Origin of the sequence: Qipengyuania sp. 902 (assembly GCF_051195295.1) — a bacterium.
Classification (GTDB): Bacteria; Pseudomonadota; Alphaproteobacteria; order Sphingomonadales; family Sphingomonadaceae; genus Qipengyuania.
Map to the genome: position 1 here is coordinate 635,584 of NZ_JBNJLJ010000002.1, position 26,647 is coordinate 662,230.

Annotated in this window: 28 protein-coding genes; 13 read left to right on the forward strand and 15 right to left on the reverse strand. The window is 64.5% G+C overall.

From position 1 onward, the window contains the following. Window positions 1–181 precede the first annotated feature (181 nt). The 3 genes from ACSH0F_RS08200 to pgi all read right to left on the reverse strand — a co-directional run bounded on the left by ACSH0F_RS08200 (window position 182) and on the right by pgi (window position 3,076). Window positions 182–1,168: a calcium/sodium antiporter gene (locus ACSH0F_RS08200; RefSeq protein ID WP_435201667.1), complete on the reverse strand. Its 987-nt coding sequence runs from the start codon at window positions 1,166–1,168 to the stop codon at window positions 182–184. 63 nt (window positions 1,169–1,231) lie between these two features. Further along, entirely contained in the window at window positions 1,232–1,423 is a 192-nt protein-coding gene (locus tag ACSH0F_RS08205) for a hypothetical protein (protein ID WP_435201669.1), read from the reverse strand. Between the two features lie 81 nt (window positions 1,424–1,504). Further along, complete coding sequence (gene pgi, locus ACSH0F_RS08210) at window positions 1,505–3,076, reverse strand: glucose-6-phosphate isomerase (protein ID WP_435201671.1); 1,572 nt, start codon at window positions 3,074–3,076, stop codon at window positions 1,505–1,507. A gap of 70 nt (window positions 3,077–3,146) precedes the next feature. On the opposite strand from pgi, the gene lepB reads away from it, so the two are divergent. The 5 genes from lepB to ACSH0F_RS08235 all read left to right on the forward strand — a co-directional run bounded on the left by lepB (window position 3,147) and on the right by ACSH0F_RS08235 (window position 7,169). Beyond that, window positions 3,147–3,965 (forward strand): signal peptidase I, encoded by an 819-nt coding sequence (gene lepB / locus ACSH0F_RS08215; RefSeq protein WP_435201673.1) that lies wholly within the window; start codon window positions 3,147–3,149, stop codon window positions 3,963–3,965. Further along, window positions 3,962–4,636, forward strand: a complete 675-nt coding sequence (gene rnc, locus ACSH0F_RS08220) for a ribonuclease III (protein WP_435201675.1) — start codon at window positions 3,962–3,964, stop codon at window positions 4,634–4,636. Before lepB ends, rnc begins: the two co-directional genes overlap by 4 nt. After that, a complete protein-coding gene (gene era / locus ACSH0F_RS08225) occupies window positions 4,633–5,538 on the forward strand; it encodes a GTPase Era (protein ID WP_435201677.1) in 906 nt (301 codons plus the stop codon). The genes rnc and era overlap by 4 nt, the downstream gene beginning before the upstream one ends. A 14-nt stretch (window positions 5,539–5,552) precedes the next feature. Then, window positions 5,553–6,806 (forward strand): MgtC/SapB family protein, encoded by a 1,254-nt coding sequence (locus tag ACSH0F_RS08230; protein ID WP_435201679.1) that lies wholly within the window; start codon window positions 5,553–5,555, stop codon window positions 6,804–6,806. A gap of 168 nt (window positions 6,807–6,974) precedes the next feature. Further along, window positions 6,975–7,169, forward strand: coding sequence for a hypothetical protein (locus ACSH0F_RS08235; RefSeq protein WP_435201681.1), 195 nt, complete (start codon window positions 6,975–6,977; stop codon window positions 7,167–7,169). Between the two features lie 85 nt (window positions 7,170–7,254). Here the strand turns inward: ACSH0F_RS08235 and ACSH0F_RS08240 are convergent, their stop codons facing one another. The 5 genes from ACSH0F_RS08240 to plsY all read right to left on the reverse strand — a co-directional run bounded on the left by ACSH0F_RS08240 (window position 7,255) and on the right by plsY (window position 12,286). Beyond that, on the reverse strand, window positions 7,255–7,437 hold the full coding sequence (locus tag ACSH0F_RS08240) for a hypothetical protein (protein WP_278322337.1): 183 nt from the start codon (window positions 7,435–7,437) through the stop codon (window positions 7,255–7,257). Further along, window positions 7,437–10,019, reverse strand: a complete 2,583-nt coding sequence (gene topA / locus ACSH0F_RS08245) for a type I DNA topoisomerase (protein WP_435201683.1) — start codon at window positions 10,017–10,019, stop codon at window positions 7,437–7,439. The genes ACSH0F_RS08240 and topA overlap by 1 nt, the downstream gene beginning before the upstream one ends. A 119-nt stretch (window positions 10,020–10,138) precedes the next feature. Further along, window positions 10,139–10,441 (reverse strand): GIY-YIG nuclease family protein, encoded by a 303-nt coding sequence (locus tag ACSH0F_RS08250; RefSeq protein WP_435201685.1) that lies wholly within the window; start codon window positions 10,439–10,441, stop codon window positions 10,139–10,141. 59 nt (window positions 10,442–10,500) lie between these two features. Then, window positions 10,501–11,601, reverse strand: coding sequence for a DNA-processing protein DprA (gene dprA / locus ACSH0F_RS08255; protein WP_435201687.1), 1,101 nt, complete (start codon window positions 11,599–11,601; stop codon window positions 10,501–10,503). An 88-nt stretch (window positions 11,602–11,689) separates the two neighbouring features. After that, entirely contained in the window at window positions 11,690–12,286 is a 597-nt protein-coding gene (plsY, locus tag ACSH0F_RS08260) for a glycerol-3-phosphate 1-O-acyltransferase PlsY (RefSeq protein ID WP_435201689.1), read from the reverse strand. Between the two features lie 126 nt (window positions 12,287–12,412). Between plsY and murI the strand changes: the two genes are divergently transcribed. The 4 genes from murI to ACSH0F_RS08280 all read left to right on the forward strand — a co-directional run bounded on the left by murI (window position 12,413) and on the right by ACSH0F_RS08280 (window position 16,536). Next, on the forward strand, window positions 12,413–13,207 hold the full coding sequence (murI, locus tag ACSH0F_RS08265; protein WP_435201691.1) for a glutamate racemase: 795 nt from the start codon (window positions 12,413–12,415) through the stop codon (window positions 13,205–13,207). A gap of 109 nt (window positions 13,208–13,316) precedes the next feature. Next, window positions 13,317–14,537, forward strand: a complete 1,221-nt coding sequence (hemA, locus tag ACSH0F_RS08270) for a 5-aminolevulinate synthase (RefSeq protein WP_435202198.1) — start codon at window positions 13,317–13,319, stop codon at window positions 14,535–14,537. A 46-nt stretch (window positions 14,538–14,583) separates the two neighbouring features. Next, on the forward strand, window positions 14,584–15,777 hold the full coding sequence (locus ACSH0F_RS08275) for a cell wall hydrolase (RefSeq protein ID WP_435201693.1): 1,194 nt from the start codon (window positions 14,584–14,586) through the stop codon (window positions 15,775–15,777). Between the two features lie 63 nt (window positions 15,778–15,840). Continuing rightward, window positions 15,841–16,536 (forward strand): nitroreductase, encoded by a 696-nt coding sequence (locus tag ACSH0F_RS08280; RefSeq protein WP_435201695.1) that lies wholly within the window; start codon window positions 15,841–15,843, stop codon window positions 16,534–16,536. Here the strand turns inward: ACSH0F_RS08280 and ACSH0F_RS08285 are convergent. Beyond that, window positions 16,533–17,147: a 2-hydroxychromene-2-carboxylate isomerase gene (locus tag ACSH0F_RS08285; RefSeq protein WP_435201697.1), complete on the reverse strand. Its 615-nt coding sequence runs from the start codon at window positions 17,145–17,147 to the stop codon at window positions 16,533–16,535. The two genes, ACSH0F_RS08280 and ACSH0F_RS08285, sit on opposite strands and share 4 nt — an antisense overlap. Continuing rightward, the gene (locus ACSH0F_RS08290; RefSeq protein ID WP_435201699.1) at window positions 17,144–17,842 is read right to left on the reverse strand and encodes a glutathione S-transferase family protein; all 699 of its coding nucleotides are present in this window, start codon (window positions 17,840–17,842) and stop codon (window positions 17,144–17,146) included. Before ACSH0F_RS08290 ends, ACSH0F_RS08285 begins: the two co-directional genes overlap by 4 nt. Before the next feature lie 145 nt (window positions 17,843–17,987). On the opposite strand from ACSH0F_RS08290, the gene ACSH0F_RS08295 reads away from it, so the two are divergent. Further along, the gene (locus tag ACSH0F_RS08295; RefSeq protein ID WP_435201701.1) at window positions 17,988–18,761 is read left to right on the forward strand and encodes a hypothetical protein; all 774 of its coding nucleotides are present in this window, start codon (window positions 17,988–17,990) and stop codon (window positions 18,759–18,761) included. Window positions 18,762–18,765: 4 nt separating this feature from the next. On the opposite strand, the gene ACSH0F_RS08300 is transcribed toward ACSH0F_RS08295, so the two are convergent. Both ACSH0F_RS08300 and ACSH0F_RS08305 read right to left on the reverse strand, forming a co-directional pair. After that, complete coding sequence (locus ACSH0F_RS08300; protein WP_435201703.1) at window positions 18,766–19,968, reverse strand: type III PLP-dependent enzyme; 1,203 nt, start codon at window positions 19,966–19,968, stop codon at window positions 18,766–18,768. A gap of 198 nt (window positions 19,969–20,166) precedes the next feature. Beyond that, on the reverse strand, window positions 20,167–20,742 hold the full coding sequence (locus ACSH0F_RS08305) for a LemA family protein (RefSeq protein WP_435201705.1): 576 nt from the start codon (window positions 20,740–20,742) through the stop codon (window positions 20,167–20,169). A gap of 66 nt (window positions 20,743–20,808) precedes the next feature. Between ACSH0F_RS08305 and ACSH0F_RS08310 the strand changes: the two genes are divergently transcribed. Beyond that, window positions 20,809–21,765, forward strand: a complete 957-nt coding sequence (locus ACSH0F_RS08310) for a DUF3137 domain-containing protein (RefSeq protein WP_435201707.1) — start codon at window positions 20,809–20,811, stop codon at window positions 21,763–21,765. On the opposite strand, the gene ACSH0F_RS08315 is transcribed toward ACSH0F_RS08310, so the two are convergent. From ACSH0F_RS08315 to ACSH0F_RS08325, 3 genes are read right to left on the reverse strand one after another with little or no spacing between them, the layout of a single operon-like run. After that, window positions 21,766–22,944, reverse strand: coding sequence for a carboxynorspermidine decarboxylase (locus ACSH0F_RS08315; RefSeq protein ID WP_435201709.1), 1,179 nt, complete (start codon window positions 22,942–22,944; stop codon window positions 21,766–21,768). Next, window positions 22,944–23,897, reverse strand: coding sequence for a peptidyl-alpha-hydroxyglycine alpha-amidating lyase family protein (locus ACSH0F_RS08320; RefSeq protein ID WP_435201711.1), 954 nt, complete (start codon window positions 23,895–23,897; stop codon window positions 22,944–22,946). Before ACSH0F_RS08320 ends, ACSH0F_RS08315 begins: the two co-directional genes overlap by 1 nt. Further along, complete coding sequence (locus tag ACSH0F_RS08325) at window positions 23,897–25,108, reverse strand: saccharopine dehydrogenase family protein (protein ID WP_435201713.1); 1,212 nt, start codon at window positions 25,106–25,108, stop codon at window positions 23,897–23,899. The genes ACSH0F_RS08320 and ACSH0F_RS08325 overlap by 1 nt, the downstream gene beginning before the upstream one ends. Before the next feature lie 64 nt (window positions 25,109–25,172). Here ACSH0F_RS08325 and ACSH0F_RS08330 point away from each other — a divergent pair, with 64 nt between their 5' ends. Together ACSH0F_RS08330 and ACSH0F_RS08335 are read left to right on the forward strand one after the other, a co-directional pair. Beyond that, on the forward strand, window positions 25,173–26,135 hold the full coding sequence (locus ACSH0F_RS08330; protein WP_435201715.1) for a threonine ammonia-lyase: 963 nt from the start codon (window positions 25,173–25,175) through the stop codon (window positions 26,133–26,135). Between the two features lie 49 nt (window positions 26,136–26,184). Beyond that, window positions 26,185–26,637: an MAPEG family protein gene (locus ACSH0F_RS08335; RefSeq protein WP_435201717.1), complete on the forward strand. Its 453-nt coding sequence runs from the start codon at window positions 26,185–26,187 to the stop codon at window positions 26,635–26,637. Window positions 26,638–26,647: the final 10 nt, after the last annotated feature.

Genomic DNA, 26,647 nt, shown 5'->3' on the forward strand with positions numbered 1-26,647 from the left:
CAGACGCAATGGTCGCGCGGCGCGGGGGTTGGAACCACCCGCGTGAAAAGGGAAGTCTTGAAAACTGGACCGAGGCGCGGCCGGGGCGATGGATGTCTCTCCTCTCGCCGCTTCACGCTGGCTAGCGCGCTTCGATGGCAGCCATGTGGATGCTGCAGTGCAAAATGTCAATCGCTGCGATTTACGCGGCGGCCACGGTGAACGCGATAAAACCGAGGTAGCCCACAACCAGCAGCCCGCCTTCGCGTCGACCGAGCCGCCCGCCGGTATAGGCGAAGACGATTGCGACGATTGAGGCGGCGAGAAGGACCCATAGGTCGATCGTCATGATCCCGCCGGGTATCGGGCCGGGAGCGACGAGGCCGGTCACGCCGCCGATGAAGAAGATGTTGTAGATGTTCGAGCCGAGCACATTGCCGAGCGCGATATCGCTCTCCTTGCGAAAGGCGGCGATGGCGCTGGTCGCCAGCTCGGGGGCCGAGGTGCCCGCAGCGACGACAGTGAGTCCGATGACTTCGTCGGAGACGCCCAGCCGCGCAGCCATAGCGATAGCAGCATCCACGAGGATGTAGCCCCCGGCAATGATGATGGCGGTGCCGATTACGAACAACAGGATCGGCACGGCGACGCCGCCGGTCTTGCCGTTGTTCTCCGGGTGAAGTCCGGGATCGGCATGCTCAGCTGCTGCGGTGCGCTGTCCTGCCGCCGAAGCGCCGGCGCTTGCCGTCTCCTGCCGATAAGCGAGTGCGAGATAGGCCGCGAGGATCAGCAGGAATGCGCCGCCGGCCAGTTGCGAGAGACCGGTGGTAGAACCGGCGAGCAGAAGCAGGAGCACGCCGCCGACGCCAACCATCCCGTCGCGCCACAAGGCGTTTGCACCCACGGCAATCGGCGCAATCAGCGCTGCGGTGCCGAGGATCAGCAGGATGTTGGCGAGGTTCGAGCCCACGATATTGCCGATCGCGATACCCGGCGATCCGGCAAGCGAGGCCTGCACGCTGGCGGCAAGTTCGGGCGTAGAGGTCCCCAGTCCGACAATCACCAGCCCGACAAGCATCGGCGAAAGTCCGAACCTTTCGGCAAGTCGCGAAGCGCCGCGAACCAGCAGTTCGCCGCCCAGCAGAAGCAGGGCGAAACCGGCGAGCAAAAGCAGGATAGTCGTCGTCATAGAGCCGGCGCTTAGGCCAAGCACCGCGCACTTTCCAGCACGCACTTAAATCGCCATGCCAGCCTAATCGTTGGCGCGCTTCTCCGCACGGATGAGGAGGCGCGCGAGACCTTCCGCGACCGCATGAAAATTATGCTCGGCATGCGACAAGGCGCGCGTGTCGCCAGTTTCCTTCGCTGCCTTCCGGACTGCTTCCAGCCGGTCGTAAGCCTTTCGGAACTCCTGCAGCATCAATTCCCGGTCGGCCAGTGCCAAGCGTCATTCCCCTCAACGCAATGGGCGCCGGATAGCTCAAAACGTTTAATTTAGTCAAATATATCAAATGATAAGGCCACTCTAAGCCTGCTGCAATCCGGCGATACTAAGCAATGCTTCGGTGCTCGCATCGAAGCTCTCGCCGCCTTGCTCGATCGCCTTGGCCATCTGCTTACCCAGTTCCACACCGAACTGGTCGAACGGGTTGATACCCATCAGAACGGCATTGGCGAAGGTGCGGTGTTCGTGAAAGGCGATCAGCGCGCCCAATGCGGCGGCATCGAGGTCGTCGCACAGGATCGTCGCCGAGGGACGGTCGCCGGGATAGTTGCGTGCGGGGTCTTCGCCTTTCTTGCCCGCCATAAGCGCCGCGCCTTGCGCGAAACAGTTCATGAGCAGGATGCGGTGATGTGCGGGATCGAGATCGTCGCCCGGCGCAATACTGGCGATGAAGTCCACCGGGATTAGATGCGTTCCCTGGTGAAGCAGCTGAAATACCGCATGCTGCGCGTCGGTCCCCACCCCGCCCCAGGTGATCGGCGCAGTCGGCCCGTCAACCGGCTGCATGTCGGCCGTCACGCGCTTGCCGTTCGATTCCATCTCCAGCTGCTGGAGGTAGTCGGGAAACAGGCCGAGCCGCTCGTCATAGGCGAAGACCGCGCGGGTCTGGCAGCTGCGGACGCGGGTGTAATAGAGATCGGCGAAAGCCGCGCGCAGCACGAGATTGGCAGCGCCGTCGGTATCGCGGAAATGCTCGTCCACCGCCTTGGCCCCTGCCAGCATGGCACGAAAATCGTCCATCCCGACGGCCATGGCGATGGGGAAGCCGATGGACGACCAGATCGAATAACGCCCGCCGACGCTTTCCTGAAATGGCAGGATACGCGTCTCGTCCACTCCCCACTCGACCGCGCCTTCGGGGTTGGCGGTCAGCGCGATAACGCGGCCCGAGGGGTCGGACACGCCGTTGTCGCGTAGCCATTTGAGCGCGCTTTCCGCGTTGGTCATGGTCTCGATGGTGGTGAAGGTCTTGCTGGCGACCGCGATCAGCGTCTTGGCGGGATCGCATTTCGCAAACGCCGCTTCCAGCGCCACGCCGTCGATATTAGAGACGACATGGACGTCGCAATAGCTCAGGTCACGCGAGAGCGCGTCGACGCCCAGCGCAGGGCCCAGCGCGCTACCCCCGATGCCGATGTGGATCAGGTGCTCGACCTCGCCCAGCGCGCCCCCCCTTCCATCGGAACCGTGGATCGCCTCGACCAGCATGCCCATGCGGTCGATCAGCGCGGCGGCTTCCTCGACCTTCGCCTCGTCGCCGATTCCGCGCAGGGTCGCATGGTCGGCCGCCCGGCCCTCGGTCGGGTTGACCACCTCGCCGCCGAACAGCTTCGCCCGCATGCCCGCAAAGTCCATCGCCTCGGCCAGCTCTTCGAAAGCAGCAATCACCGCGCGGTCGAGATGCGTTTTAGACCAGTCGAACAGGATGCCGCCGTCTTCCAGCTCGATCCGGCCCGAAAGCATCGCGACCCGCTCGTCCCCGCCCGGCTCGTCCGCCCCCTCGCCGCCGTCGCGGCTCGCGCTGAACAGCTCGCCCAGCGTCGGACGCGGCAGGTTTTCGAGAGTGTCCCAGAGTTCGGCAGCGGTCGGCATGGCGGGCGAAAATCCTTTGATGGTTGCGAGGGCTGCGACTAGGGGACTGGGCGATGATTGAGAACCCCGCATGACAGCGAAGAACGCCGAAGCAAGTTCCGCCGACGAGCCGAAACAGGAAAGCTGGGCCAGCTTCCTGTGGTTCTGCGCCAAGCTGGTGCTGGCGGTGCTGCTGTTCCGCACGCTGGCCTTCAGCTTCTTCACGATCCCCAGCGAAAGCATGCTGCCGGGCCTGCGCACCGGCGACTATCTGATCGCCGCGAAATGGCCCTATGGCTATAACGAGAATTCGCTGCCGCTCGGCCTGCCTGGACCCGATCAGCGAATATTCGGCAATGTGCCCGAACGCGGCGACGTGGTGGTGTTCAAACATCCGGTCGACCGCTTCGATTACGTCAAGCGCGTAATCGGCCTCCCGGGCGATACGGTGGCGATGCGCGGCGGGACCGTGTTCCTCAATGGCGAACCGGTGCCGCAGCAGGCAGCCCCGCCAATCCTGCTGCCGATGAGCCTCAACACACAGTGCAACATGCGTGCCGAAGAAGTGCAGACACCCGATGGCCCGGCCTGCCGCTACACGCAGTTCCTCGAGACTTTGCCGAACGGCAAGAGCTATCCGGTGATCGACCTCGGCCCCTGGCCCAAGGACGATTTCGACCCGGTGGTGGTGCCCGAAGGCCAGCTGTTCGTAATGGGCGACAATCGCGACAATTCGCAGGACAGCCGCTTCCCCGCGCAGGCTGGCGGCGGCGTAGGCCTCGTCGATCAGCGCCTGCTGGTGGCGCGTGCCAGCATGGTATTATGGTCGACGGACGGAAGCGCGGAATGGCTGCTGCCGTGGACCTGGTTCACTGCCGCCCGCTGGGACCGGATCGGGAGCGACATATGACTCAAAAGCTCGAACCCGAGACCCGCGACTTCCTCGCCGCGAACGGCTTCACCGTGAAGGACGAGGCCCGCTGGGTCGCCGCGCTGACGCATGGCAGCATGGGCGAAACACGCGATTACGAGCGGCTCGAATTCCTCGGCGACCGCGTGCTCGGCCTGTCCATCGCCGACTGGCTGTTCGCGCAGAGCGAGGCACCGGAGGGCAAGCTTGCCCAGCGCCTCAACGCGATCGTCAGCCGCGAGATGTGCGCTCAAGTTGCGCGCGGCATCGGGCTGGCCGACCATATCCGTATCTCCAAGCAGGCACGTGCCGATGGCGGGCGCGACAGCGATAACATCCTCGGCGACGTGGTCGAAAGCCTGCTCGGCGCGCAATTCCTCGACAACGGGTTCGAGGCGTCGAAAGAGCTCGTCCACCAGCTGTTCCGGCCGGCGCTGGAAAGCGGTGCGGGCAAGGCCAAGCATCCCAAAAGCGCGCTGCAGGAATGGGCCGCAGGCAATCGCCGCGCCCCGCCGCAGTATGAGATCGTCGAGCGCTCCGGCCCCGACCACGCGCAGCGCTTCACCGTCCGCGTCAGCGTCCACAAGGTCGGCGAGGCGCACGGCAGCGCGACCAGCAAGGGCGAAGCCGAAAAGGCCGCTGCACAGGCATTCATGGAGCAGTTCGGATGAGCGAGCAGGAAACCACACGCTGCGGCGTCGTCGCCGTCCTCGGCGCGCCCAATGCGGGCAAGAGCACGCTGGTCAACCAGCTGGTCGGCCAGAAGGTCGCGATCACAAGCGCCAAGGCGCAGACCACCCGTGCCCGGATGATGGGCATCGCGCTGCATGGGCAGACGCAGATGATTCTTGTCGACACACCCGGCATCTTCGCGCCCAAGCGCCGGCTCGACCGCGCGATGGTCAGCGCCGCCTGGGAGGGTGCGGAAGCGGCCGATGCCGTGCTGCTGCTGGTCGATCCGGTCAAGCAGCGCCGCCATGAACTGGAACCCCTTCTGGAACAGGTCGCCAGCCGGCCTGAACGGAAGATTCTCGTTCTCAACAAAGTCGATGTCGCCAAGAAAGAGCCGCTGCTCGCGCTGGCGCATGAGCTGGGTGAGAAGGTCGAGTTCGCGGAGATCTACTTCGTTTCCGCCCTTACCGGCGACGGCGTGCCGGAAATGAAACAGGCACTGGCGGACATGATGCCGGAAGGCCCGTGGATGTATCCCGAAGACCAGGTAAGCGATGCCTCCGAACGCCTGCTCGCCACCGAAATTACGCGCGAGCAGCTCTACCAGCAATTGCACGAGGAACTGCCTTACGACAGCGCCGTGCGCCCTGAGAAATATATCCAGCGCCAGGACGGCAGCGTCGAAATCCACCAGCAGATCGTGGTCATGCGCGACAACCAGCGCGCCATCGTGCTCGGCAAGGGCGGTAGCCGCATCAAGTCCATCGGCGAGGCCGCACGCAAGGAATTGAGCGAACTACTCGGCCAGAAGGTCCACCTGTTCCTGCACGTCAAGACCGACGAACGTTGGAGCGACGACAAAGAAATGTTCGAGGAAATGGGGCTGGAGTGGAAGAGCTGATCCCTTAGGTGGCGATGATTGCAGCTGACCATCTGGCCGCTCTCGGAGCGGCGCTGGCCGTCGGGCTGATGGTGGGGCTCGAGCGCGGTTGGAAATTGCGTGCGAGCGAGGACGGACAGCGTGTTGCCGGGATCAGGACCTTCACCCTGCTGGCTCTGGTCGGCGGGCTTTCGGGATTGCTTTCGGGCATCGGACAGCCTGTTGCGAGCGGAGTCCTGATGGCAGGTGCAGCCGCCCTCGTCGCCATCGGCTACTCGCGCTCAGTGCTGGCGAACGGCAGGCCCGATGCGACCTCCGCCGTAGCCGCCATGGTCACGCTCGCGCTCGGGTTCATCGCGGGTCTCGGGAACGCGGCGCTCGCCGTCGCGGGCGGTGCGGTGGTCACGCTGGTACTCGCGCTGCGCAACGACATGCATCGCTGGGTCGGCGCGCTCGACGAGGCCGACGTCAAGGCTTTCGCGCGCTATGCCGTGATCGCGCTGGCGGTGCTGCCCTTCTTGCCAGAGGGACGTTTCGGCCCCTACGACGCGTGGGAGCCGCGCACCTTGTGGCTGGTGGTCATTATCGTCACCGGCTTCTCCTTCGCCGGATATGTCGCGAACCGCACCTTCGGAGCGCGCAAGGGCACCATCGCAACCGCCATCATCGGCGGGGCCTACAGCTCGACTGCGGTCACTCATTCCTTCGCGCAGCGGCTGGGGACTGGACAGGGTGGCGGCGCGGAAAACGCCGGGATCGCGCTGGCGAGTGCAGTGATGTATCTGCGCGTTATCGTGCTCGTCGCGATCCTGGCGACCAGCCTGCTACCGCATTTCGTGGTGATCGTGGCCCCGGCGCTGGTGGTTGGCTTTGCCCTCGCCTGGTGGCTCTATCGCAAGGCCCCGATCAGCACCGGCCCCGCCCCGCCCGGCAACCCGATCGCCCTGGTGCCCGCAGCAACCTTCGTAGCCTTCGTCGCAGCGGCCTCCGTCGGCGCGCGCTGGGCGCAGGACCAGTTCGGCGAACAAGGCATCGCCATCCTGCTGCTGCTGATGGGCAGCATGGACGTCGACGCTGCGATTGTGACGGCAGGTGGGCTGGAGCCGGGCACGATCGCCCCCGACCTTGCCGCACTCGCCATTGCGGGCACGATCCTTGCGAACATGAGCGTGAAGCTTGGCGTGACGCTGGTCTATGGCAAGCGCGAGGCACGACCAGCGGCAATTGCACTGGGCGCGAGCATGATCGCGCTCACGGCAAGTCTCGGGGTCGGCTACGCGGCGCTCTGACCAACCATATCGTCGGCACCTTGATCTTGTTCTTCTCGGCGAGATGCGCGGAAAGTAACCACTGAATTCCTGCGAAGCCCTTAGATGCGATGTAATAGCTCATTCGCCCTATCGTCGGTCCCCCACTTAGCCCCTAGCCTTCGATTCTCACCAATAATTGGAGGTAGGATGATGACCTTGATCAAGGATCTGAGCGCGACGGAAGTTTTGACGGTTGCCGGCGGCAATCCCGCTCCGGGCCAGAGCTGGTACGACTATATGCTGGAGCGCTATCCTGGCGGCGAATGGGTCGGCAACAGCTTCTACCCGAACGGAGCGCCCGACATGGAAACGGGCACCAGCCACCTGCCGACCAGCGCCTGAGCGGTCGATTTGTGGAAAAGGGCAGCGCCGGTCCGTCCGGCGCTGCCCCTTCTCATTCAAATTGAGGTGGATAGCCGACAGCAAACTACCGCTTCTTCGCCACCTTGATCTTGTTCTTCTTGGCGAAATCCTTGGTGGATTCCTCGCTGCGGCCCAGCGCCTTGGCGATCTGCTTGAGGCCCTGACCCTTGGCAGCAAGCGTGCGAAGCTGACCCGCCTCCTCGCCGGTCCAGGGCTGCTTGTGCCGCTCGAAATGCTCCTTGCCCATCAGTCAGCTGCCTTCTTCGCGGCAGGTTTTTTCTTCGGAGCGGCCTTCTTATTGGCCGGGGCCTTTTTCTTCGCTGCAGCCTTCTTTTTTGCCGGAGCCTTCTTCTTTTTCGCCGGTCCCTTCGCCGCACGGGCGTCGATCAGTTCGATGGCTTTAGCCTCGGTCAGGTCCTCGGGCTTCATATCCTTGGGGATCGTCGCATTGGTCGTGCCGTCGGTGACATAGGGGCCGTAGCGGCCGGGCATGACCTTCATCTCGGCCCCGCTGGTGGGGTGCTCGCCAAGCGTCTTGATCGGTTCCGCCTTGCCGCGCCCGCCGCCCTTGCGATTGGCCGCTTCGGCCAGCAGTGTGACCGCCGCGTTCATGCCCGTTTCGAAGACATCGCGCGTCGATTGCAGCTTCGCATATTTGCCATCGTGCCGCAGGTACGGTCCGTAACGCCCGATGGCGGCTTCGATTTCCTTGCCGGTCTCCGGATGCTCGCCGACGATGCGCGGCAGGCCGAGGAGCTTGATCGCCCATTCGAGATCGAAATCGTCGAGGTCCTTGGGGATGCTCGCGCGCTGGGCTTCCTTGCCCTCGCCCATCTGGACGTAAGGGCCGAAGCGCCCGCTTTTGCGCTCGATCGGCAGGCCCGTTTCGGGGTGTTCGCCCATCACGCCATCGTCCGCGCCGTCATCGGCATCAGCCCCGCCGGGCTTGGCGAACTGGCGAGTGTATTTGCACTCGGGATAGTTGGCGCAAGCGACGAAAGCGCCGTAGCGGCCACCGCGCAAGGCCAGCCGTCCGCCTTCGCGGCCCTCGGTCTCGCAGAGCGGGCAGGTGCGCGGGTCCTTCCCGTCGGCACGTTCGGGGAAGAGATAATCGGCGAGGAAGCCGTCGAGCACCTCGGTCACTTCCGAGGGCTTCTTGTCCATCACCTCTTCGGTTTTGGGCTTGAAGTCGCGCCAGAAGGCTTCGAGCAGCTTCTTCCAGTCCTCGCGCCCGTCGCTGACCGTGTCGAGCTCGTCCTCTAGCCCCGCGGTGTAGTCGAAGGCGACATACTGTTCGAAGAACCGTTCGAGGAATGCCGTCAGCAGGCGGCCGGACTCTTCGGCAAAGAAGCGGTTCTTCTCCATGCGCACGTAGTTGCGGTCGCGCAGGGTCTGGATAGTGCTAGCGTAGGTCGAGGGGCGGCCGATGCCGAGCTCCTCCAGCCGCTTGACCAGGCTCGCCTCGGAAAACCGCGGCGGCGGCTGGGTGAAGTGCTGGTTCGCCTCGACGCCCTTTTTAAGCGGGCTGTCGCCCTTCGCGATCGCGGGGAGCAAGCCATCCTCGTCATCGTCGGCCGCATCGTCGCGGCCTTCCTGGTAGACGGCGAGGAAGCCGGGATATTTCACCACCTGCCCGGTCGCGCGCAGCTCGTGCCGGCCGGTCGGATCGCGCAGCGTCACGCTGGTGCGTTCAAGCTGGGCGGCGGCCATCTGGCTCGCCATCGCGCGTTTGTAGATGAGGTCGTAGAGCTTGCCTTCGTCACCCGAACCGGCGCGGTCGCGGTTGAATTCGGTCGGCCGGATCGCTTCGTGCGCTTCCTGCGCATTCTTGGCCTTCGTCTTGTACATCCGCGGGCTGTCGGGAAGCGCGTGGCCGCCGTAGCGATCGGCCACGGCCTTGCGGCAGGCGGCGATCGCGCTGCCGTCCATGCTCACGCCGTCGGTCCGCATGTAGGTGATCGCGCCCGCTTCGTAGAGCGACTGGGCGAGGCGCATGGTGTGGCTGGCGGAAAAGCCCAGCTTGCGCGCGGCTTCCTGCTGCAGGGTGGAGGTGGTGAACGGCGGAGAGGGATTGCGCTTGAACGGCTTGGTCTCGACCTCCTCGACCGTGAAGTTCGCAGCTTCCACCGCTTTCTTCGCAGCCGTCGCGCTGCCTTCGTCGCCGAGCGTCAGCTTCTCGAGCTTCCTGCCGTCGAACTTCACCAGCCGCGCATCGAACTCGCTGCCGTCCTGCTGCAGCTTGACGATGACCGACCAGTATTCGTCGGGCCGGAAATGTTCGATCTCGATTTCGCGGTCGACGATCAGGCGCAGCGCGACCGATTGCACGCGGCCCGCGCTCTTCGCACCGGGCAGGCGGCGCCACAGCACCGGCGACAGAGTGAAGCCGTAGAGATAGTCCAGCGCGCGGCGGGCCAGATAGGCGTCGATCAGCGGCTGATCGAGCTCGCGCGGTGCCTTCATCGCATCGGTGACGGCCTGCTTGGTGATTGCATTGAAGGTGACGCGGTCGACCTCCTTGGGCAGCGTCTTTCGCTTGGCCAGCAGCTCGCGGACATGCCAGCTGATCGCCTCTCCCTCGCGGTCGGGGTCGGTGGCGAGGACCAGCCGGTCCGCGCCTTTCGCCGCATCGCTGATCTCCTTGAAGCGCTTCTGCTTGTCGCGATAAAGCTCCCAGTCCATCTCGAAGCCTTCGTCCGGCCGCACGCTGCCATCCTTGGGCGGCAGGTCACGGACATGGCCGTAGGACGCGAGGACCTTGAAGTCCTTGCCGAGGTATTTCTCGATGGTTTTCGCCTTCGCGGGCGACTCTACGATGACGAGTTGCATTGTGGTTTGGGACGTCCCTTACGTGTGTACGTGCGTATACGCGCGATTGTCGGTTCGGTTTTCGAGTGGTCAACACCCTTCGTCACCCCGGACTTGATCCGAGGCCCTGCTTCTGGGGATCACCGGTTGAGATCGCCGAACAGGTCTCGCCAGTCAGGATTGTTCTTCTCGATCAGGTCGAATTTCCATTCCCTCCGCCACCGCTTGAGCCGCTTCTCACGCGCGATCGCTTCATCAATTCGTTCGATCTTCTCGGCCCAGACTAAGCGATTGAGTGCATGCTCGGCGCAGAATGCGGAGCCTTTTCCATCACGATGATGCGCGATGCGGTCGGCTAGATCGGAGGTCACTCCGACATAGATAGTGCCGCGATAGCGATTGGCCATGATGTAGACCCAGCCGCCGCCTTGCTCCTGGCCCATAGATCAGCGCAGAAGGTAGCTGGGCCCCGGATCAAGTCCGGGGTGACGTGATATTTGAGTCATGAGATTAGGCTCACCCGCCCCGCCGCGTGCCGCTCCAGCCGGCCGGCGATCTCCAGTTCCAGCAGCGCCAATTGCACCGCCGCCGCGCTAGTGCCCGACTGGCGGATCAGTTCGTCGATCGCGACCGGCGCGGTGGTCAGGAGAGAGGCGATGTCCGCCGGTTCGGCCTCGGCCAGCTCGGAGGGCTCGAAATCGAACTGCTCCGCGGGTTCGCGGAAGGTGCTGCGTGGCTTGCCGTCGAAATCGCTCAATAGCTCGACCACGTCCTCGGGCGATTGCACCAGCACCGCGCCTTCGCGGATGAGGTGGTTGCAGCCGTGGCTACGTGCTTCCAGCGGGCTGCCGGGGATCGCCATGACCTCGCGCCCCGCCTCGCCTGCCAGCCGCGCGGTGATGAGGCTGCCGGACTTCACCGCCGCCTCCACCACCAGCGTGCCGCCCGCCAGTCCGGCGATGATGCGATTGCGGCTGGGGAAGTGGCTGCCGCGCGGTTCGGTGCCCGGCGGCTGTTCGGCGATCAGCAGCCCCTCGCTCGCGATCCTCTCCTGCAGCTCGGTATGCTGCGGCGGGTAGGCGATATCGATTCCGCTTGCGATGACGCCGATGGTGCGAGGAAACGCGCCCTCGTGCGCCGCGCCGTCGATCCCGCGAGCGAGGCCCGAGACGACGGTGAACCCCGCCTCGCTAAGACCCTGTGCGAACTCGCGCGCCAGCTTCACCGCCGCCGCACTGGCATTGCGCGCGCCGACCAATGCCACGCAAGGCTTGGCCGCCAAAGCCAGGTCCCCGCGCCAGGTCAGGATCGGCGGCGCACCGTCGATTTGCGCGAGCAGCGCAGGATAGTCCGGCTGGTCATGGAAGAGGTATTTCGCGCCCGCCTTGCGCACGCCGTCCACCTCGCGCTCGATCCGGTCCACCGGCGCCGCGCGATATTGCCGACCGCCTTTCTTTCCGAGCTCGGGCAGCGCCTCCAGCGCCTCCGCCGCCGTGCCGAAGCGGGCGAGCAGCTGCGCATAGCTGACCGGCCCGATATTGGGCGAGCGCAGCAGCCGGATGCGGGCGAAAGCCTCGTCTTGCGAAAGCGGCATCCCCGTCATCCCAGCGAACGCTGGGATCGGTCTGCGGCGGAGCGCAATCTCGATAGCGATCCCAGCGTCCGCTGGGATGACGACCTAGGCCAGATTGTCACTTCTGCCCCACCTTCGGCTCGGTCCCGGCCATCAGCCGCTTGATGTTCTCGCGGTGGAGCCAGAGCACCAGCACGGCGATCAGCGTCATCACGATGGCGAATGTGCGCACGTCCATGAACCACGCCGCAATCGCAGTCGCCACTACGGCGGCCATCCCGGCGAGCGAGCTAATCCGCGTGATGGCTAGCAGGCCGAGCCAGGTCGCTGCGTAGATCGCGCCCAGCGGCCAGAGCATGCCGAAAGCGACGCCCGCATTGGTCGCCACGCCCTTCCCGCCCTTGAAGGCCAGCCAGACGGGAAAGCAATGTCCGAGCACGGCGAACAGTGCAGTCCAGCCCATGTCTTCGGGAAACCAGAGTTTGGCGAGAAATACGGGCACGAAGCCCTTCAACAGATCGAGCAGCAGGGTCGCCGCCGCCAGCTCCTTGCTGCCGGTGCGCAACACATTGGTTGCGCCGATATTGCCGCTGCCCTGCTGACGGATATCGCCCTTGCCCGCCAGTTTTGCGAGGATCAGGCCGAAGGGGATCGAGCCAAAGCCGTAGCCGAGCAGCGCCGCATAGAGCGTCGTGATGGTGATTTCAGTGGGCACGAAATGCTCCCGCAATATAGTTCCGTTCGGGCTGAGCTTGTCGAAGCCCCGCTCTTTCTTCTAGCAGTGCACTTAGAGAGAAGTACGGCCCTTCGACAAGCTCAGGGCGAACGGGAAAACGCGAAAGTGGACGCAAAATCACCCATCCTGCTGTTCGATTCCGGTGTCGGCGGGCTGACCGTGCTGGCCGAGCTGCGCGAACTGCTGCCCGATGCTCCGGTTATCTACGCCGCCGACATGGCAGGCTTGCCCTACGGCACCAAGACCGAGGCGGAGGTCGCCGCTCGCGTCGCCGGCCTGCTCGGCCGGATGGCGGAGCGCTGGCATCCCCGGCTAATCTGCATCGCCTGCAACACCGCCAGCACGATTGCGCTGGGCATGGTGCGAGAGGTGCTGGAAACGCCGATCGTCGGCACGGTCCCCGCGATCAAGCCCGCTGCTAAGATCACCAAGACCGGAACCATCGGTTTGCTCGGCACCGATTCGACCGTCCGCCAAGGCTATGTCGACGACCTCGAACGCGAATTCGCGCAGGGCAAGACGCTGCTGCGCTACGGCGCGAGCGGGCTGGTTGCGCTGGGCGAGGCCAAGCTGCGCGGCGAGGAGATTTGCGTCGACGAGGTGACCAAGGCCGCATCGGGCCTCGTCCTCCAGCCGGGAGGCGAGGACCTCGATACCGTGGTCCTCGCCTGCACCCACTTCCCCCTGCTGGAGCCTGAATTGCGCGAGGCCTTCGGCAAGGATGTGACCTTCATCGACGGCGCAAAGGGCATCGCGCGGCAGATCGCACGCCTCGTCCAGGGGCAGGAGATGGAACGCGAGGTGCCCGATTTCGCGGTCACCACCGGCCCGATGGACGATTTCGAGGAGCTGACCGAAGCCTTTGCCGCGCACGGCCTGAAGGGTCTCGTCCACCTCTGAATCTTGCGAACGATTCGCAAAGATCGCGGTGGAATTGCGTCGCCATTCGCCCTATGTCGCGCCCGAACTTGGCCGCGACCGCGCGGCGCCGATACGGGACGGTTCCCGCGTGAACTACGACCAGATTTTCGACGAAGCCATCGACCGCCTCCACGCGGAGGGTCGCTATCGCGTGTTCATCGACATCCTGCGCAACAAGGGCGCCTTCCCTAATGCGCGCTGTTTTGCCGGCCACAACGGACCGAAGCCGGTCACAGTGTGGTGTTCGAACGATTATCTCGCCATGGGCCAGCACCCCAAGGTGATCGAGGCGATGGAAGAGGCGCTGCACGACGTCGGCGCAGGGTCGGGCGGCACCCGCAACATCGGCGGCAACACGCACTACCACATCCAGCTGGAGCACGAGCTGGCCGACCTTCACGGCAAGGATGGGGCGCTGCTGTTCACCAGCGGCTATGTCTCGAATGATGCCACGCTCTCAACGCTCGCCAAATTGTTGCCGGGCTGCGTAATCTTTTCCGACGAGCTCAACCACGCCAGCATGATCGCCGGCATCCGCAATTCGGGCTGCGAGAAGCGCGTCTTCCGTCACAACGATCTCGAGCATCTGGAAGAACTGCTCGCCGCCGAGGACGAGGCGACTCCCAAACTGATCGCGTTCGAGAGCGTCTATTCGATGGATGGCGACGTCGCCCCGATCCACGCGATCTGCGACCTGGCCGAGAAATACAACGCGCTGACCTATGTGGACGAGGTCCACGCCGTCGGCATGTACGGCAAGCGCGGCGGCGGCATCACCGAGCGCGACGAGGCGGCCCACCGCATCGACATCATCGAAGGCACGCTGGGCAAGGCGTTCGGCGTGATGGGCGGCTACATCGCAGCCGACACGCGCATCATCGATTGCATTCGCTCTTACGCGCCCGGCTTCATCTTCACGACCTCGCTCAGTCCCGTGCTGGTCGCGGGCGTGCTCGCGGCTGTCCGCCATCTCAAGGCAAGCAGCGAAGAACGTGACGGCCAGCACGCCGCTGCGGCCACACTCAAGCAAAAGATGCGCGATGCGGGCCTGCCGGTGATGGACAGCGTTACCCACATCGTCCCGCTGATGGTCGGCGACCCGGTGCGCGCGAAGAAGATCAGCGATATCCTGCTCGCCGAATACGGCGTCTATGTGCAGCCGATCAATTTCCCGACCGTGCCGCGCGGGACCGAGCGCCTGCGCTTTACCCCCGGCCCCGCCCACACGCCCGCGATGATGGACAAGCTGGTCGAGGCGCTGGTCGAGATCTGGGGCCGCTTGGAGCTCGAGCTCAAGCAGGCGGCCTGACGCCCGCGCCTGTTCTGCGCCCGCGCGCATACCTACATTGCCGGTGATGGACGCAGAGCAATCCGAAAAGACCGATGGTTTCGGGCCGTTCGCTGCGCTGGCGGCGCTCGTGCTGCTGCCGCTGCTCTTGCTCGCGATCTTTAAGCCTCATCCCGCGCCCGAGCAGAGGCAGGTGGAAGCAGCAGAGCAGCCGCTCGAGATGCCCGACCTGCCGGCCTCCGCCGAAGACACGGTGCTGACGTCCGAACTCGCCGCAGACGATGCGCAGGCCCGCAACGCCGCCGTGCCGGTCGATCCTGCGGCACTCTCGCCCATCTCTCCGTTCGCCTTTCGCGGCGATAGTGCCGACCGCACGCGCGCCCGCGATTGCCTGGCGCTGGCAGCGATGGCGGAAGCGGGCGGCGGCGATGCGGACCAGCGCGCGGTGATGCAGGTCGTGCTCAACCGGACGCGCCACCCTGCGTTTGCGAACACAGTGTGCGGCGTGGTATTCGAAGGATCGCAGCGCCCCACCGGTTGCCAGTTCACCTTCACCTGTGACGGCTCGCTCGCGCGGCGATATTCGGACGCGGCATGGCGCAATGCTCGCGCCCGGGCCGAGGAAGCGCTCGACGGCTATGTGCACCAGGCAGTCGGCACGGCCACGCATTACCACGCCGATTATGTCTACCCCTACTGGTCGCCCTCGCTCGACAAGGTCGCGGTGGTTGGGCCGCACATTTTCCTGCGCTGGAAGGGTACTTGGGGGACGCAGCGCGGCTTCTCCGCCCGCTATGACGGGGGCGAGCCCGATCCGCTGGCGCTGCGGAGCCGGGCGCAGGCTGTCGAGCGGCCTGCCGACCTGCTCCCACAACTGGTGGACGAGGGTGTCGCTATCCGCACCATTACCGCCGACGGCGCGAGTGACAGGAGTAGTGCGGCTCCCTCCCCGTCGATGACTGCCAGTGCCGGGTCGCCCGATCCCGGCGTCCACTTCGTTCTCGTCTCCGGCGGTGATTCGCCGCAGGCGCTCGTCGATAGGGCGCGCGCGTTGTGCCCCGGCAATCGATACTGCCAGGTCTATGGTTGGAGCAGCGCTTCGGACATGCCCGGCGAACTCCCCCTCCCATTCGCCGCGCGCAGCACCCTGCGCTTCAGCTACCTGCCCGCCCGGCAGGGCCGCGACCCGATCGTCTATTTCGATTGCCGCCTCTTCCCCGATCCGGCGATCGGCACCTGCCTGCCGCAGGCGCGGCCGTAAGGTATTTTGCCCTGCGCGTTTTGCACGCTAAGTCTCCTTTCGAAACGCATTTGGGAGAGAGTAATGAGCGGCAATCCGGACATGACATTCGACGAGGTGGTCAACGGCCGCCGCTCCATCCGTGGCTATCTGGACAAGCCGGTGCCGCGCGACCTGATCGAGGAGGTTCTGGCGCTGGCCATGCGCTCGCCCTCCTCGATGAACACGCAGCCCTATAATTTCCACGTCATCACCGGCGAGCCGCTCGACCGGATCCGCAAGGGCAATACCGAGCGTATCCTCGCCGGCGAGCCGGACAGCCGCGAGTTCCGCCGGGGCGAGCCCTTCGCCGGCGTCCACCGCGAGCGGCAGATCGGCTGCGCGGTTCAGCTGTTCGAGGCCATGGGGATCGAGCGCGACGACAAGGACGCGCGGCAGGACTGGGTGCTGCGCGGCTTCCGCCAGTTCGACGCGCCCGTCTGCGTGATCGTTACCTATGACAAGGAACTCTCCGGCAGCGACGATACGCCGTTCGATTGCGGCGCGGTGACGACCGCACTGGTAAATGCAGCATGGTCGCGCGGGCTCGGCTGCGTCATCAATTCGCAAGGCATCATGCAAAGCCCGGTCGTGCGCGAACATGCGAACATCCCGGACGATCAGGTCATCATGAAGGCCGTCGCGATGGGCTGGCCGGACGAGGACTTCCCCGCCAACCCGGTCAAGATCACCCGCCGCGAGGTGGACGAAGCCGCGCGCTTCGTCGGGTTCGACGGCTAAACGAGCTCGGCAACTTTCTGCCGCACCAGCGGCAGTTGATCGTTTCCGAAATACATGTGCTCGCCGCCGACGAACAGCGTGGGCGAACCGAACGCGCCGCGCTCGATCGCTTCTTCGGTATTGGTGCGGAGGCGATCCTTTATCGACTGGCTGGCAGCTTGCTCTCCTACGGCAGATCCATCGAAACCGCAGTCGTTCGCCACAGCGACCAGCTCCGCCGAATCGTCTAGATTGCGCCCCTCGGTGAAATAGGCCTCGAAAGCGGCATGGGCGAAGCGCTCCAGCGCCTCCTGGTCGTCTTCGAGCGCACAGCAGAACCGCATGGCGTGGACCGATTTCAGCGGATGATGCTCGGTCGGAAAGTTCATCCCTACACCGGCCAGCTGCGCCCATTGCTTCAGCCATTCGAAGCTGCGCGCCAGTTTCGCCGCATTTTCCGGCTTGCGGCTCTCATAGACCGACGGGTTCACCGCATTGAAGACCCCGCCCACTAGGAAGGGCCGCCAGCGGATAGTATAATCCAGACCGTCCAGCGCCGGGCGGATGTTCGCGAAGGCGAGACGCGTCCACGGGCTCGACAGATCGAAGAAGAATTCGACCGGGACGCTCATTGCACCCTCGCCTTGTCGGTGCCGAACAGGTTCTTGCGCTCTTCCTCGCTCATCTCCCCGCGCCGCGCCATATCGCTGCCGAGCGCGACGCCGCGCCGCAGCCCCTCGCGCTGCTTGAGCGCATCGTACCAGCGCTTCACATGAGTAAAGTCTTCCAGCGGGATCCCCTGCGCCTTCCAGGTCCGCACCCACGGGAAGCAGGCCATGTCGGCGATTGTATAGTCCTCGCCCGCGATGTGCTCGTTGTCGGCGAGCTGGCGGTCCATAACGCCGTACAAGCGCAGCGCCTCGCGGTGGAACCGCTCGATGGCATAGGACAGCTTCTCTTCGGCGTAGAGGTGGAAGTGACCGTGCTGGCCGAGTGCCGGCCCCAGGTGCCCCACCTGCCAGAACAGCCATTGCCGCACGCGGGACCGGCCACGCATATCATCGGGCAGGAAGCGGCCCGACTTTTCCGCAAGATAGAGCAGCACCGCTCCGGATTCGAAGATCGTCACCGGATCGCCGCTGTCCTCCGGCGCGTGGTCGATGATCGCGGGGATCCGACCGTTGGGATTGATCGCGAGATAGTCCTCCGTGTGCTGGTCGCCCGCCGTAAGGTTCACCCAGCGCGGCTCATACTCAAGCCCGCATTCTTCGAGCATGATGGCGACCTTCCACCCGTTGGGCGCTGGCGCGGTGAAGAATTCGATCATCGGCGGCCTCTCCTCTCTCCCCCGCATTGTCGGGAGGGTCGGAAGAGGACGCAAGCGGAATTCCAAATCGTCGCCCTTGCGTCCCGTTCGGGGATATATCCGGCGCGGGAGGCGTAGGTCACCAAACCCCAGCGAAGGAATTGCAATGCCCGAGACGATGATCCGACTTGCCGATGGCTTCTGGCGCATAACGGGCGAAGTGCGGGTAGGCGGCCTGCTCGATATCGGCACGCAGTGTTCGCTGGTGCGGCGGGAAAACGGGCGGTACGTATTCCTCGACAGCTACACCCTCCCCGCCCCGGTCCGCCAGCAGGTTGATGCGCTGACCGACGAGGGGCGCAAGCTCGATGCGATCATCAACCTGCATCCCTACCACACGCTCCATTGCGAGTGGATGCACCGCACCTATCCGGATGCGACGCTTTACGGCACCGCACGCCATCACGAGAAACTGCCCGATCTCCCTTGGCACGCGACGCGCTGCGAAGAACCGGCGCTAGCCGAGAAGTTGGGCGATACCTTCGCCTTCTCGCAGCCGAAGGGCATGCCGCTGGTATGCGATGACGAGTCAGTACATTTCTCGTCCATCCTCGCCCTGCACCGCGCCAGCGGGACGATCCATGTGGACGATACGCTGGTCTATCTCAACAAAGGTTTCCCACTGTCGGCCCTGCCCATGACCGGGCGATTGAGCTTTCATCCGACGCTGGAGAAGGCACTCAGTCCTAAGGCAGGCGCTGCCGATGAGTTCAGGGACTGGGCGATCGAATTGGGAATCGACTGGGCCGATGCGCGCCGCGTGGCCGCCGCGCACAATGCCGTGCGCGAGCTAGGCGAGGAAGAATTTTCCACGCTGATCGGCGAAGCGCTCGGCCGCGTGAAGCCCGTGCTCGACCGCCACCGGGCCGAACACGGCTGATCGCTCAGCGCAAGCTCACCACATTGTCCGCTTCAGGCCTTGTGCGGCTGCCGTCGTAGAGGCTGGCCATGGGCTCGTCCTGCACGATGATGCGCTCTGCCGCGCCGAAGCCGTTGAAGTCGGTTTTCATCGCCGCGCCATAGGCACCGAGCATGCCGATCTCGATATAATCGCCTGCCTGGATATCTTCCGGCAGGGCGAACGGGCCGGGCATGTAATCGGCATCGTCGCAGGTCGGGCCGTAGAAGGCGAAGTCCATCACCGGCTTGATGAGATCGTCCTCCAGCGCGCGGACGGGGAATTTCCAGTCCACATGCGCGGCATCGAACAACGCGCCGTACGCACCGTCGTTGATGTAGAGTTCCTCGCCGCGGCGCTTCTCGACCTTCACCACCAGTGACGAATATTCCGCGCATAGCGCGCGGCCGGGCTCGCACCACAGCTCGGCGTTATAAGCGATCGGCAGCGCGTAGAAGTGCTGGTGGATGATCTTGAAGTAGTCCTCCAGCGGCGGCGGCTCCATGCCGGGATAGACGCTGGGAAAGCCGCCGCCGACATCGATCATGTCGATCACGACCGAGGCTTCGGCGATGGCCGCGCGCACCCGGTCGATCGCCTGGACATAGGCGAAGGGGCTCATCGCCTGGCTGCCGACGTGGAAGCACACGCCCAGCCAGTCGCAATGCTGGCGGGTTTGCTGCAGCAGCGCAGGCGCTTCGGTGAGGTCGCAGCCGAATTTGGCGGCAAGGCTCAGCGCGGCATGCTCGCTGGAGACGCGCAGGCGGATGCAGAGGCGCAGGTCGGTTGCGGCATTGCCATCTTGGTCGCGGCATGCCTCGACGATCTTCTCCATCTCCTCGACGCTATCGAGGCTGAAGGTCTTCACGCCATGGCTGTGATAGGCTTCGCGGATCGCGCCGGGCGATTTGACCGGATGCATGAAGCACAGCGTCGCGCCCGGCAGCGTCGCGCGCACTAGGCGCACCTCGGCAATCGAAGCAACGTCAAAATGCGTCACGCCATTATCCCACAGGATCTGCAGGAGCTCGGGCGACGGATTCGCCTTTACCGCGTAGAGCGACTTGCCCGGAAACTTCTCGACGAAGAAACGGGCAGCGCGCGCCGCGGCGTGCGGGCGGTTGAGGATGACCGGCTCTTCGGGGCGAAGAGCGCGGACTACAGCCTGGGCGTCGGGAAAATGCTGCAACTCAAGGGACCCCCTAAACGGTCCTCGCGGACCATGAAACGACAAGCTGCCTTGCGGTTAGGAAGTCCCCTTGGGGCAGCGGGAGCGGCGCGTATAAAAGCTGCATCATGAAACGCAAGTGAATATGCGGCGAAAATGCGCAAGCCCGCCGCGGGGTGCGGCGGGCCTGTGTTGCGACGGGTCGTTCCCGTAAACGCGCTATTGAAAGCTGATCGACGGCACCTGGTCGACCGTGCCCTTCTCGCTGTCGTCGAGGCGGTGGAAATCCGCCTCTTTGAAGCCGAGCAGGCCGGCGAACAGCACCGCCGGAAAGCTCTCGCGCGCGGTGTTGTAGCGTGACACGGCGGCGTTCAGCGCGCGGCGGGCGGCAGCCAGCTTGTCCTCGACGTGACTAAGCTCGCGCTGCAATTCCTGGAAATTGGCCGATGCCTTGAGGTCGGGGTAGTTCTCGCTCAACGCCAGCAGGCGGTCGAGCGCGACGCGCAGGCCCTGTTCGTCGCTCGAGGTGATCGGGCCATTGGCGGCCTGGTTGCGCGCGGAAATCACTGCGTCGAGCGTCTCGCGCTCGTGCCCGGCATAGCCCTTCACCGTTTCGACCAGATTGGGGATCAGATCGTGCCGTTGGCGCAGTTGCGCATCGATATCGGCGACGCCCTGCTTCACGTTCTGGCGCTGGGCGACCAGCCTGTTGTAGATCACGATCAGCAGGATCACGAGGCCGGCCCCAAGGAACAGGGCGACGGACGTCCAGAATGCGCTGGCGACTTCGAACACGGTAAAACCCCCTTTTACGTTTCGTTCCCTATGTTAGACCGAAGACGTTAACGGGGGAAGTAGGACGTGATCGAGTATCCCGATGCGGACCGGCTGATGGCGGGCGATCTCGGCGCGTGGCTGGAAAGCCAGGCGCAGGTGCGCGCCGATGCCGTAGCGCAATCCTGGGACCGGGTTTGGAAGGCGGGCATGGTGCTGCTGCCGCTGGCCGCGTTTTTCTTCATCCTCGTGCCGATCGAATTCACGCCGAAACTGTGGCTGACGGGCTTTGCCTTCGCCGGCGCATGGGCGTGGTCGCAAATTCCCAAGCAAAAGGCGAAGAAACAGGTCAAGACCGGCATCAACGAGGCGATCGCGGGCGCCTTGGGCCTCACCTATTGCCACGATTGCGAAGCCACCGATGCCTTCGAGATCGCCCGCGAATACCGCTTGCTCCCCAAGCACCAGAAGCGCGATTTCGAGGATTTGTGGGAAGGCGAGACGGCGGGGCACGACTTCACCCTGCACGAGGCGCACCTGCAGGAGCGGCGTGGATCGGGCAAGAATCGCCGCTGGGTCACCGTGTTTCGCGGCGCGATCGTCTCCGTAGCCTTCGAGCGGCCTTTCCACGGCACCACGCTGCTGGCGAAGGACGGGCAGTTCAGGAAGCTGTTCGGCGGGGCGAAGGACACCGTGAAGCTGGACGGGCAGGTGCTGCAGCTCGCGGACATGGTCAGCCCCGAATTCGAGGACCGGTTCGACGTCTACACCACCGACCAGACCGAGGCGCGCTGGCTGATCAACCCCGAATATATCGAGCGGCTGCTCAACCTCGAGCGGCTGTTTCAGGGCAAAGGCAGCGCGGTCGTGTTCACCGGCGGCAACATGGTCCTGGCGCTGGAGGGCGGCAATCTGTTCGAGAGCGGATCGCTCAACCCGCAGGCCGATCGGGCGATGGTGGCGCAGACGATCCGGCAGTTCGCCGGGATCGCGGACCTCGCGCTGACGATGAACCGCATCCGCCCGGCAGAGCGCTACGGCTGATCAGCTCAGCCGGTCGCGGAAGCTTTCGTAACCGAACTCGCGGATCAGCTCGAGCTGGTCGGTCTCGCTGTCCCATAGCCAGATGCTCGGCAGCTGCACCCCGTTGAAGGTGTTGGTCTTGACCATGGAATAATGCGCCTGGTCGAGGAAGGCGAAACGCTTGCCCACCTCCGCGCCGCCGGGGATGCGGTATTCGCCGATCACGTCGCCGGCGAGGCAGGACGGGCCGCCGATGCGTACTTCGGGCACCTCGCGGTCGGGCGCTTCGCCCAGCATCGCGGGGCGATAGGGCGCCTCGATCACGTCGGGCATGTGGCAGGTGGCGGAAATGTCGGCGACCGCGACCGGCACGCCGTTGAAGCCGGTGTCGAGGATGGTGCCGACAAGGATGCCCGCATCCAGCGCCACCGCCTCGCCCGGCTCGAGGTAGATTTCCGCGCCGGTGTCGTCCTTCGCATCGCGCAGGAACTCGACGAGTTCTTCGCGCTGGTAATCGGCGCGGGTGATGTGGTGACCGCCACCCATGTTGATCCACTTTAGCTGCCCGAACCACGGCTCGATCGCGTCGAACACCTTGTCCCATGTCGCGTGGAGCGGCTCGAAATCCTGCTCGCAGAGGTTGTGGAAGTGGATGCCCTCCACGCCTTCCATGATCTCCGGCGTCAGCTGGTCGATCGGAAAGCCGAGGCGGCTGCCGGGGCTGGAGGGATCGTAGCGCGGAACCTCGCCCGTCGGGTGCATCGGGTTGATGCGCAAGCCAACGTCGAAATCCTGACCCGCCGCGCGGGCTGCCTCGAGGATCAGCGCCGCGCGCTCCATCTGGCCCGGCGAGTTGAAGATGACGTGATCGGACAGACGGCAGACCTCTTCCAGCTCCTCCGGCTTGTAAGCTGCCGAATAGGTGGCGATCTCGCCGTCGTAGAATTCGCTTGCCAGCCGCGCTTCCCACAGGCCCGAGGTGCACACGCCGTCGAGATATTCGCCGACGATGGGCGCGGTTGCCCACATGCTGAAGGCCTTCAATGCGGCGAGCACCTTTATGTCCGCCGCATCGCGGATCTCGGCCAGAATCTGGCAGTTGGCGCGCAGCTTCGCCGCATCGACCACGAAGGCGGGGCTGTCGACGCGGTTAAGGTCGAAATTACGGAAGGCTCCGGGATCGCCGGCTTTCGTTTCCATTACTCGGGTTCCTGTTCGGGCGAGAGTTCGAAGCGGACTACGCGGTCGCCATAGACGTCGGTGACATAGGCCATGCCGTCGCGGCCTATGGCGATATCGTGGCCGAGGCTTGCATTGCGCCCATCGAGCGCGACATCGAGCGAACGCTCGAGCTGACCCTCGGGCGTATAGACGCGCACGATCGCCCCGAAATTATCAGCCCGGTCCCTGCCCTCGACCGTGACGAGCCAGCCCCCGCCCAGCGTCGCCACGCCATAGGGCCGCCCGCCGGTCGGCGTGTCCCGGCTGTCGAGCAGTTTTCCGGCGTGGTCGAACACCTGGATGCGCGCATTCTCGCGGTCGGCGACATAGATGCGGTCCTCGTCCACCGCAATACCGTGGGCGAGGCGGAAATTTCCGAACTCGCCGAGGTAAGCGCCGCTGCGGTCGAACTCCGCCACCCGCGTGTTCACATAGCCATCTGCGACGAGCACGCGATTGCCGATGAAGGCGATGTCGGCTGGACGGCCGAAATGGCTCTCGTCCTGCCCCGACACGCCACGCTCGCCGAGCACCATTCGCTGGTTGCCCTCGTGATCGAACTGGATGACCTGCTCGCGCGCGACATCGGTGATCCAGACATTGTCGCCCGCATCGACCGAGAGGCCATGCGGCATGACGAACTCGCCCGCGCCCCATTGGCCGAGCAGCACGCCGCTGGGCGAGAACATGAAGACCGTCGGCTCGGCAATGGGTTTGTCGGGGAACGGCTCCTCCCACTCGCGACCCGCGCGGTGCAGCACGAAAATATGCCCGTGGCTATCCGCCTCCACCGCGCTGACCTGCCCGAAGACCGCATCGTCGGGGATGGTCGGCCAGCCGGTATCGATCGCCGCGCGGGGCAGATCTTCTTCAGGTGGGCTGCCGCAGGATCCAAGCGCCAGCGCGCTCAAAGCGGTCAGCAATCGTCGCATCAGAAATCGACCGGCCCGTCCAGCTCCTTCACCTGCCACGGCAGGCCGTGCTCGTTCAGCATCTCCATGAAAGGATCGGGGTCCATCTGCTCCATATTGAACACGCCTTCTCCCGACCATTTGCCAGTGACCATCATCGCGCTGCCGATCATCGCGGGTACGCCGGTGGTATAGGAAACCGCCTGGTTGCCGGTTTCCTCGTAAGCAGCCTCGTGGCTGCAGATATTGTTGATGTAGAACGTCTTCTCGCCCAACCCGTCGAGCGCCTCGCCGGTGGCGATAACGCCGATGTTCGTGTTGCCCTTGGTCGTCTCGCCCAAGGTTTCGGGTTTGGGCAGCACCGCGGCGAGGAATTGCAGCGGAATGATGTCCTTGCCTTGGTAACGCACCGGGTCGATGCGCGTCATGCCGACGTTCTGCAGCACGGTGAGGTGCTTGATGTACTCATCGCCGAAGGTCATCCAGAAGCGCGCACGCTCCAGCTCCGGATTGAACTTGGCGAGGCTTTCCAACTCCTCGTGATACATCATGTACATGTTCTTGGGGCCAACGCCCTCGAAGTCGAATTCAACCTTCTTGCCCATCGCCGGGGTCTCGACGAATTCGCCACCTTCCCAGTGACGCGCAGGCGCAGTCACTTCGCGAATATTGATTTCAGGATTGAAGTTGGTGGCAAAAGCCTGGCCGTGGTCGCCGCCGTTGCAGTCGAGAATGTCGAGTTGGCGGATGGATTTCAGCTTGTGCTTCTTCAGCCACATGGTGAACACGCTGGTCACGCCCGGGTCGAAACCGGAACCGAGCAGCGCCATCAGCCCCGCCTCCTTGAAGCGGTCGTGATAGGCCCATTGCCAGTGGTACTCGAACTTCGCCTCGTCCTTGGGCTCGTAATTCGCGGTGTCGAGATAGCTTACGCCCGCTTCGAGGCAGGCGTCCATGATCGGGAGATCCTGATAGGGCAGCGCAAGATTGACCACGAGACTTGGGCCGATCTTGCGGATCAAATTGACCATCGCTGGCACTTCTTCGGCGTCGATCTCGTAAGTCGAGACATCGACGCCGGTGCGCTCCTTCACGCTCGCGGCGATGCTGTCGCACTTGCTCTTGGTGCGGCTGGCGAGATGGATATCGCTGAAGATATCCTTGTTCATCGCCATCTTGTGGACGCACACGCTGCTGACGCCGCCTGCGCCGATGACCAGAACTGTCGACATGAAAAACCTCTTGGCTGAATTCGATTCTTGCGCGCCCTGTAACGAAATGCGCTAAGCGCGCCAAATGATCCGAGACGATATGCGCGCACCGACCGCCGAGGGCACGCTGGCCGCCCTGCAAAGCCTGCAAGAGATCGGCCTGCCGATGACGCCGCTTCTGCCGGTCGAGATCGGTGGAATGCAGTGCCGGGCCAAGGCAGAGGTGCTGCAACCGGTCGGTGCGTTCAAGATCAGGGGCGCATGGTGGCGGCTGGTCAATCTTACCGAAGAAGAGCGGGCGCGTGGCGTCGTGGCGGTATCCTCCGGTAACCATGCCCAGGGCGTGGCGTGGGCAGCACGCAAGCTCGGCATTCGCGCAACCATCGTGATGCCTCGCAATGCGCCGCAAGTGAAGCTGGAAGCGACGCGCGCGCTGGGCGCGGAAATCGTGCTCTACGACCGCCCCGGCGAAGATCGTGACGAGGTGGCGGCAAAGCTGATCGAGGAGCGCGGATCGGTGCTGGTCCACGCCTTCGGCGATCCCTGGGTGATCGAAGGCCAGGGTAGCGCGGGGCACGAGGCGAACGCGCAGCTTGGCAAGATTCCCTCGCGCTTCATCGTGTGCTGCGGTGGCGGAGGGCTTGCCGCGGGTTTGGCCCTCGCCTGTCCGGAGGCTGCGATCCATGTGGTGGAGCCGCAGGGGTGGGACATGGTCGGCCGCTCGCTCGATGCAGGCGAGATAGTGCGCGTCGGCGACGATCCGCCCGCCACCATCTGCGACGCGCTCCAGCCCGATGCGACGAAAACGATCAATCTCGGCGTGTTGCAGGGCCGCGCGGAGCCGGGCGTCATGGTGACCGACGAGGAAGTTCGCGAGGCCCAGCGCTTCGCCTTTGCGAAATTGCGGCTGGTGGTCGAACCGGGTGGCGCTGCAGCGCTGGCAGCGGCACTCGCAGGCAAGGTGCCGGTGGACGCCCATACGGTGATCATGCTGACCGGCGGTAACACCGATGCGGAAAGCTTTGCCCGGACCCTCACCGGGGTTTGACTTTGTGCCGCTCCCGCCGCAGTCCTGCGCGAAACAGGGAGAAACGATAATGCAGGCGCAAATGCTCGCACCCGCCGCCGTCTTGGTCGCATGGTCGCTGATCATGCTTTACTGGATGGCGTTCGCGCGCTTTCCCGCCATGAGCAAGTTAGGCCGGGATGTGGGAAAAGCGAAACCGGGGGGTCGCGGGCAGGACCTTGAGGGGGTGATCCCCGACAAGGTCAACTGGAAAGCGCATAATTACGCGCACCTGATGGAGCAGCCGACGATCTTCTACCCGGCGGTCGTGATCCTGGCGATCATGGGCGCAGGTGCGATCGACGTAGTGCTCGCATGGATCTACGTCGTGCTGCGGATCATCCATTCGGTCTATCAGGCGACGGTCAATGTCGTGAAGGTCCGGTTCCTGATTTTCCTGCTGTCGACGCTGGCCCTCACTGTGCTGGCCGTCCGCGCGGTGCTCGCTACCCTGTTCCACGACCCGTCGATCGTGACGGGATGAGGAGAGAGCC

Bases quoted from the DNA above. Each gene is read 5' to 3' on its own strand.
- ACSH0F_RS08200 (WP_435201667.1), bottom strand. From the start codon at position 1,168: ATGACGACGACTATCCTGCTTTTGCTCGCCGGTTTCGCCCTGCTTCTG.
- pgi (WP_435201671.1), bottom strand. From the start codon at position 3,076: ATGCCGACCGCTGCCGAACTCTGGGACACTCTCGAAAACCTGCCGCGT.
- lepB (WP_435201673.1), top strand. From the start codon at position 3,147: ATGACAGCGAAGAACGCCGAAGCAAGTTCCGCCGACGAGCCGAAACAG.
- rnc (WP_435201675.1), top strand. From the start codon at position 3,962: ATGACTCAAAAGCTCGAACCCGAGACCCGCGACTTCCTCGCCGCGAAC.
- era (WP_435201677.1), top strand. From the start codon at position 4,633: ATGAGCGAGCAGGAAACCACACGCTGCGGCGTCGTCGCCGTCCTCGGC.
- ACSH0F_RS08230 (WP_435201679.1), top strand. From the start codon at position 5,553: ATGATTGCAGCTGACCATCTGGCCGCTCTCGGAGCGGCGCTGGCCGTC.
- ACSH0F_RS08235 (WP_435201681.1), top strand. From the start codon at position 6,975: ATGATGACCTTGATCAAGGATCTGAGCGCGACGGAAGTTTTGACGGTT.
- ACSH0F_RS08240 (WP_278322337.1), bottom strand. From the start codon at position 7,437: ATGGGCAAGGAGCATTTCGAGCGGCACAAGCAGCCCTGGACCGGCGAG.
- topA (WP_435201683.1), bottom strand. From the start codon at position 10,019: ATGCAACTCGTCATCGTAGAGTCGCCCGCGAAGGCGAAAACCATCGAG.
- ACSH0F_RS08250 (WP_435201685.1), bottom strand. From the start codon at position 10,441: ATGGGCCAGGAGCAAGGCGGCGGCTGGGTCTACATCATGGCCAATCGC.
- dprA (WP_435201687.1), bottom strand. From the start codon at position 11,601: ATGACGGGGATGCCGCTTTCGCAAGACGAGGCTTTCGCCCGCATCCGG.
- ACSH0F_RS08275 (WP_435201693.1), top strand. From the start codon at position 14,584: ATGGACGCAGAGCAATCCGAAAAGACCGATGGTTTCGGGCCGTTCGCT.
- ACSH0F_RS08280 (WP_435201695.1), top strand. From the start codon at position 15,841: ATGAGCGGCAATCCGGACATGACATTCGACGAGGTGGTCAACGGCCGC.
- ACSH0F_RS08285 (WP_435201697.1), bottom strand. From the start codon at position 17,147: ATGAGCGTCCCGGTCGAATTCTTCTTCGATCTGTCGAGCCCGTGGACG.
- ACSH0F_RS08290 (WP_435201699.1), bottom strand. From the start codon at position 17,842: ATGATCGAATTCTTCACCGCGCCAGCGCCCAACGGGTGGAAGGTCGCC.
- ACSH0F_RS08295 (WP_435201701.1), top strand. From the start codon at position 17,988: ATGCCCGAGACGATGATCCGACTTGCCGATGGCTTCTGGCGCATAACG.
- ACSH0F_RS08315 (WP_435201709.1), bottom strand. From the start codon at position 22,944: ATGGAAACGAAAGCCGGCGATCCCGGAGCCTTCCGTAATTTCGACCTT.
- ACSH0F_RS08320 (WP_435201711.1), bottom strand. From the start codon at position 23,897: ATGCGACGATTGCTGACCGCTTTGAGCGCGCTGGCGCTTGGATCCTGC.
- ACSH0F_RS08325 (WP_435201713.1), bottom strand. From the start codon at position 25,108: ATGTCGACAGTTCTGGTCATCGGCGCAGGCGGCGTCAGCAGCGTGTGC.
- ACSH0F_RS08330 (WP_435201715.1), top strand. From the start codon at position 25,173: ATGATCCGAGACGATATGCGCGCACCGACCGCCGAGGGCACGCTGGCC.
- ACSH0F_RS08335 (WP_435201717.1), top strand. From the start codon at position 26,185: ATGCAGGCGCAAATGCTCGCACCCGCCGCCGTCTTGGTCGCATGGTCG.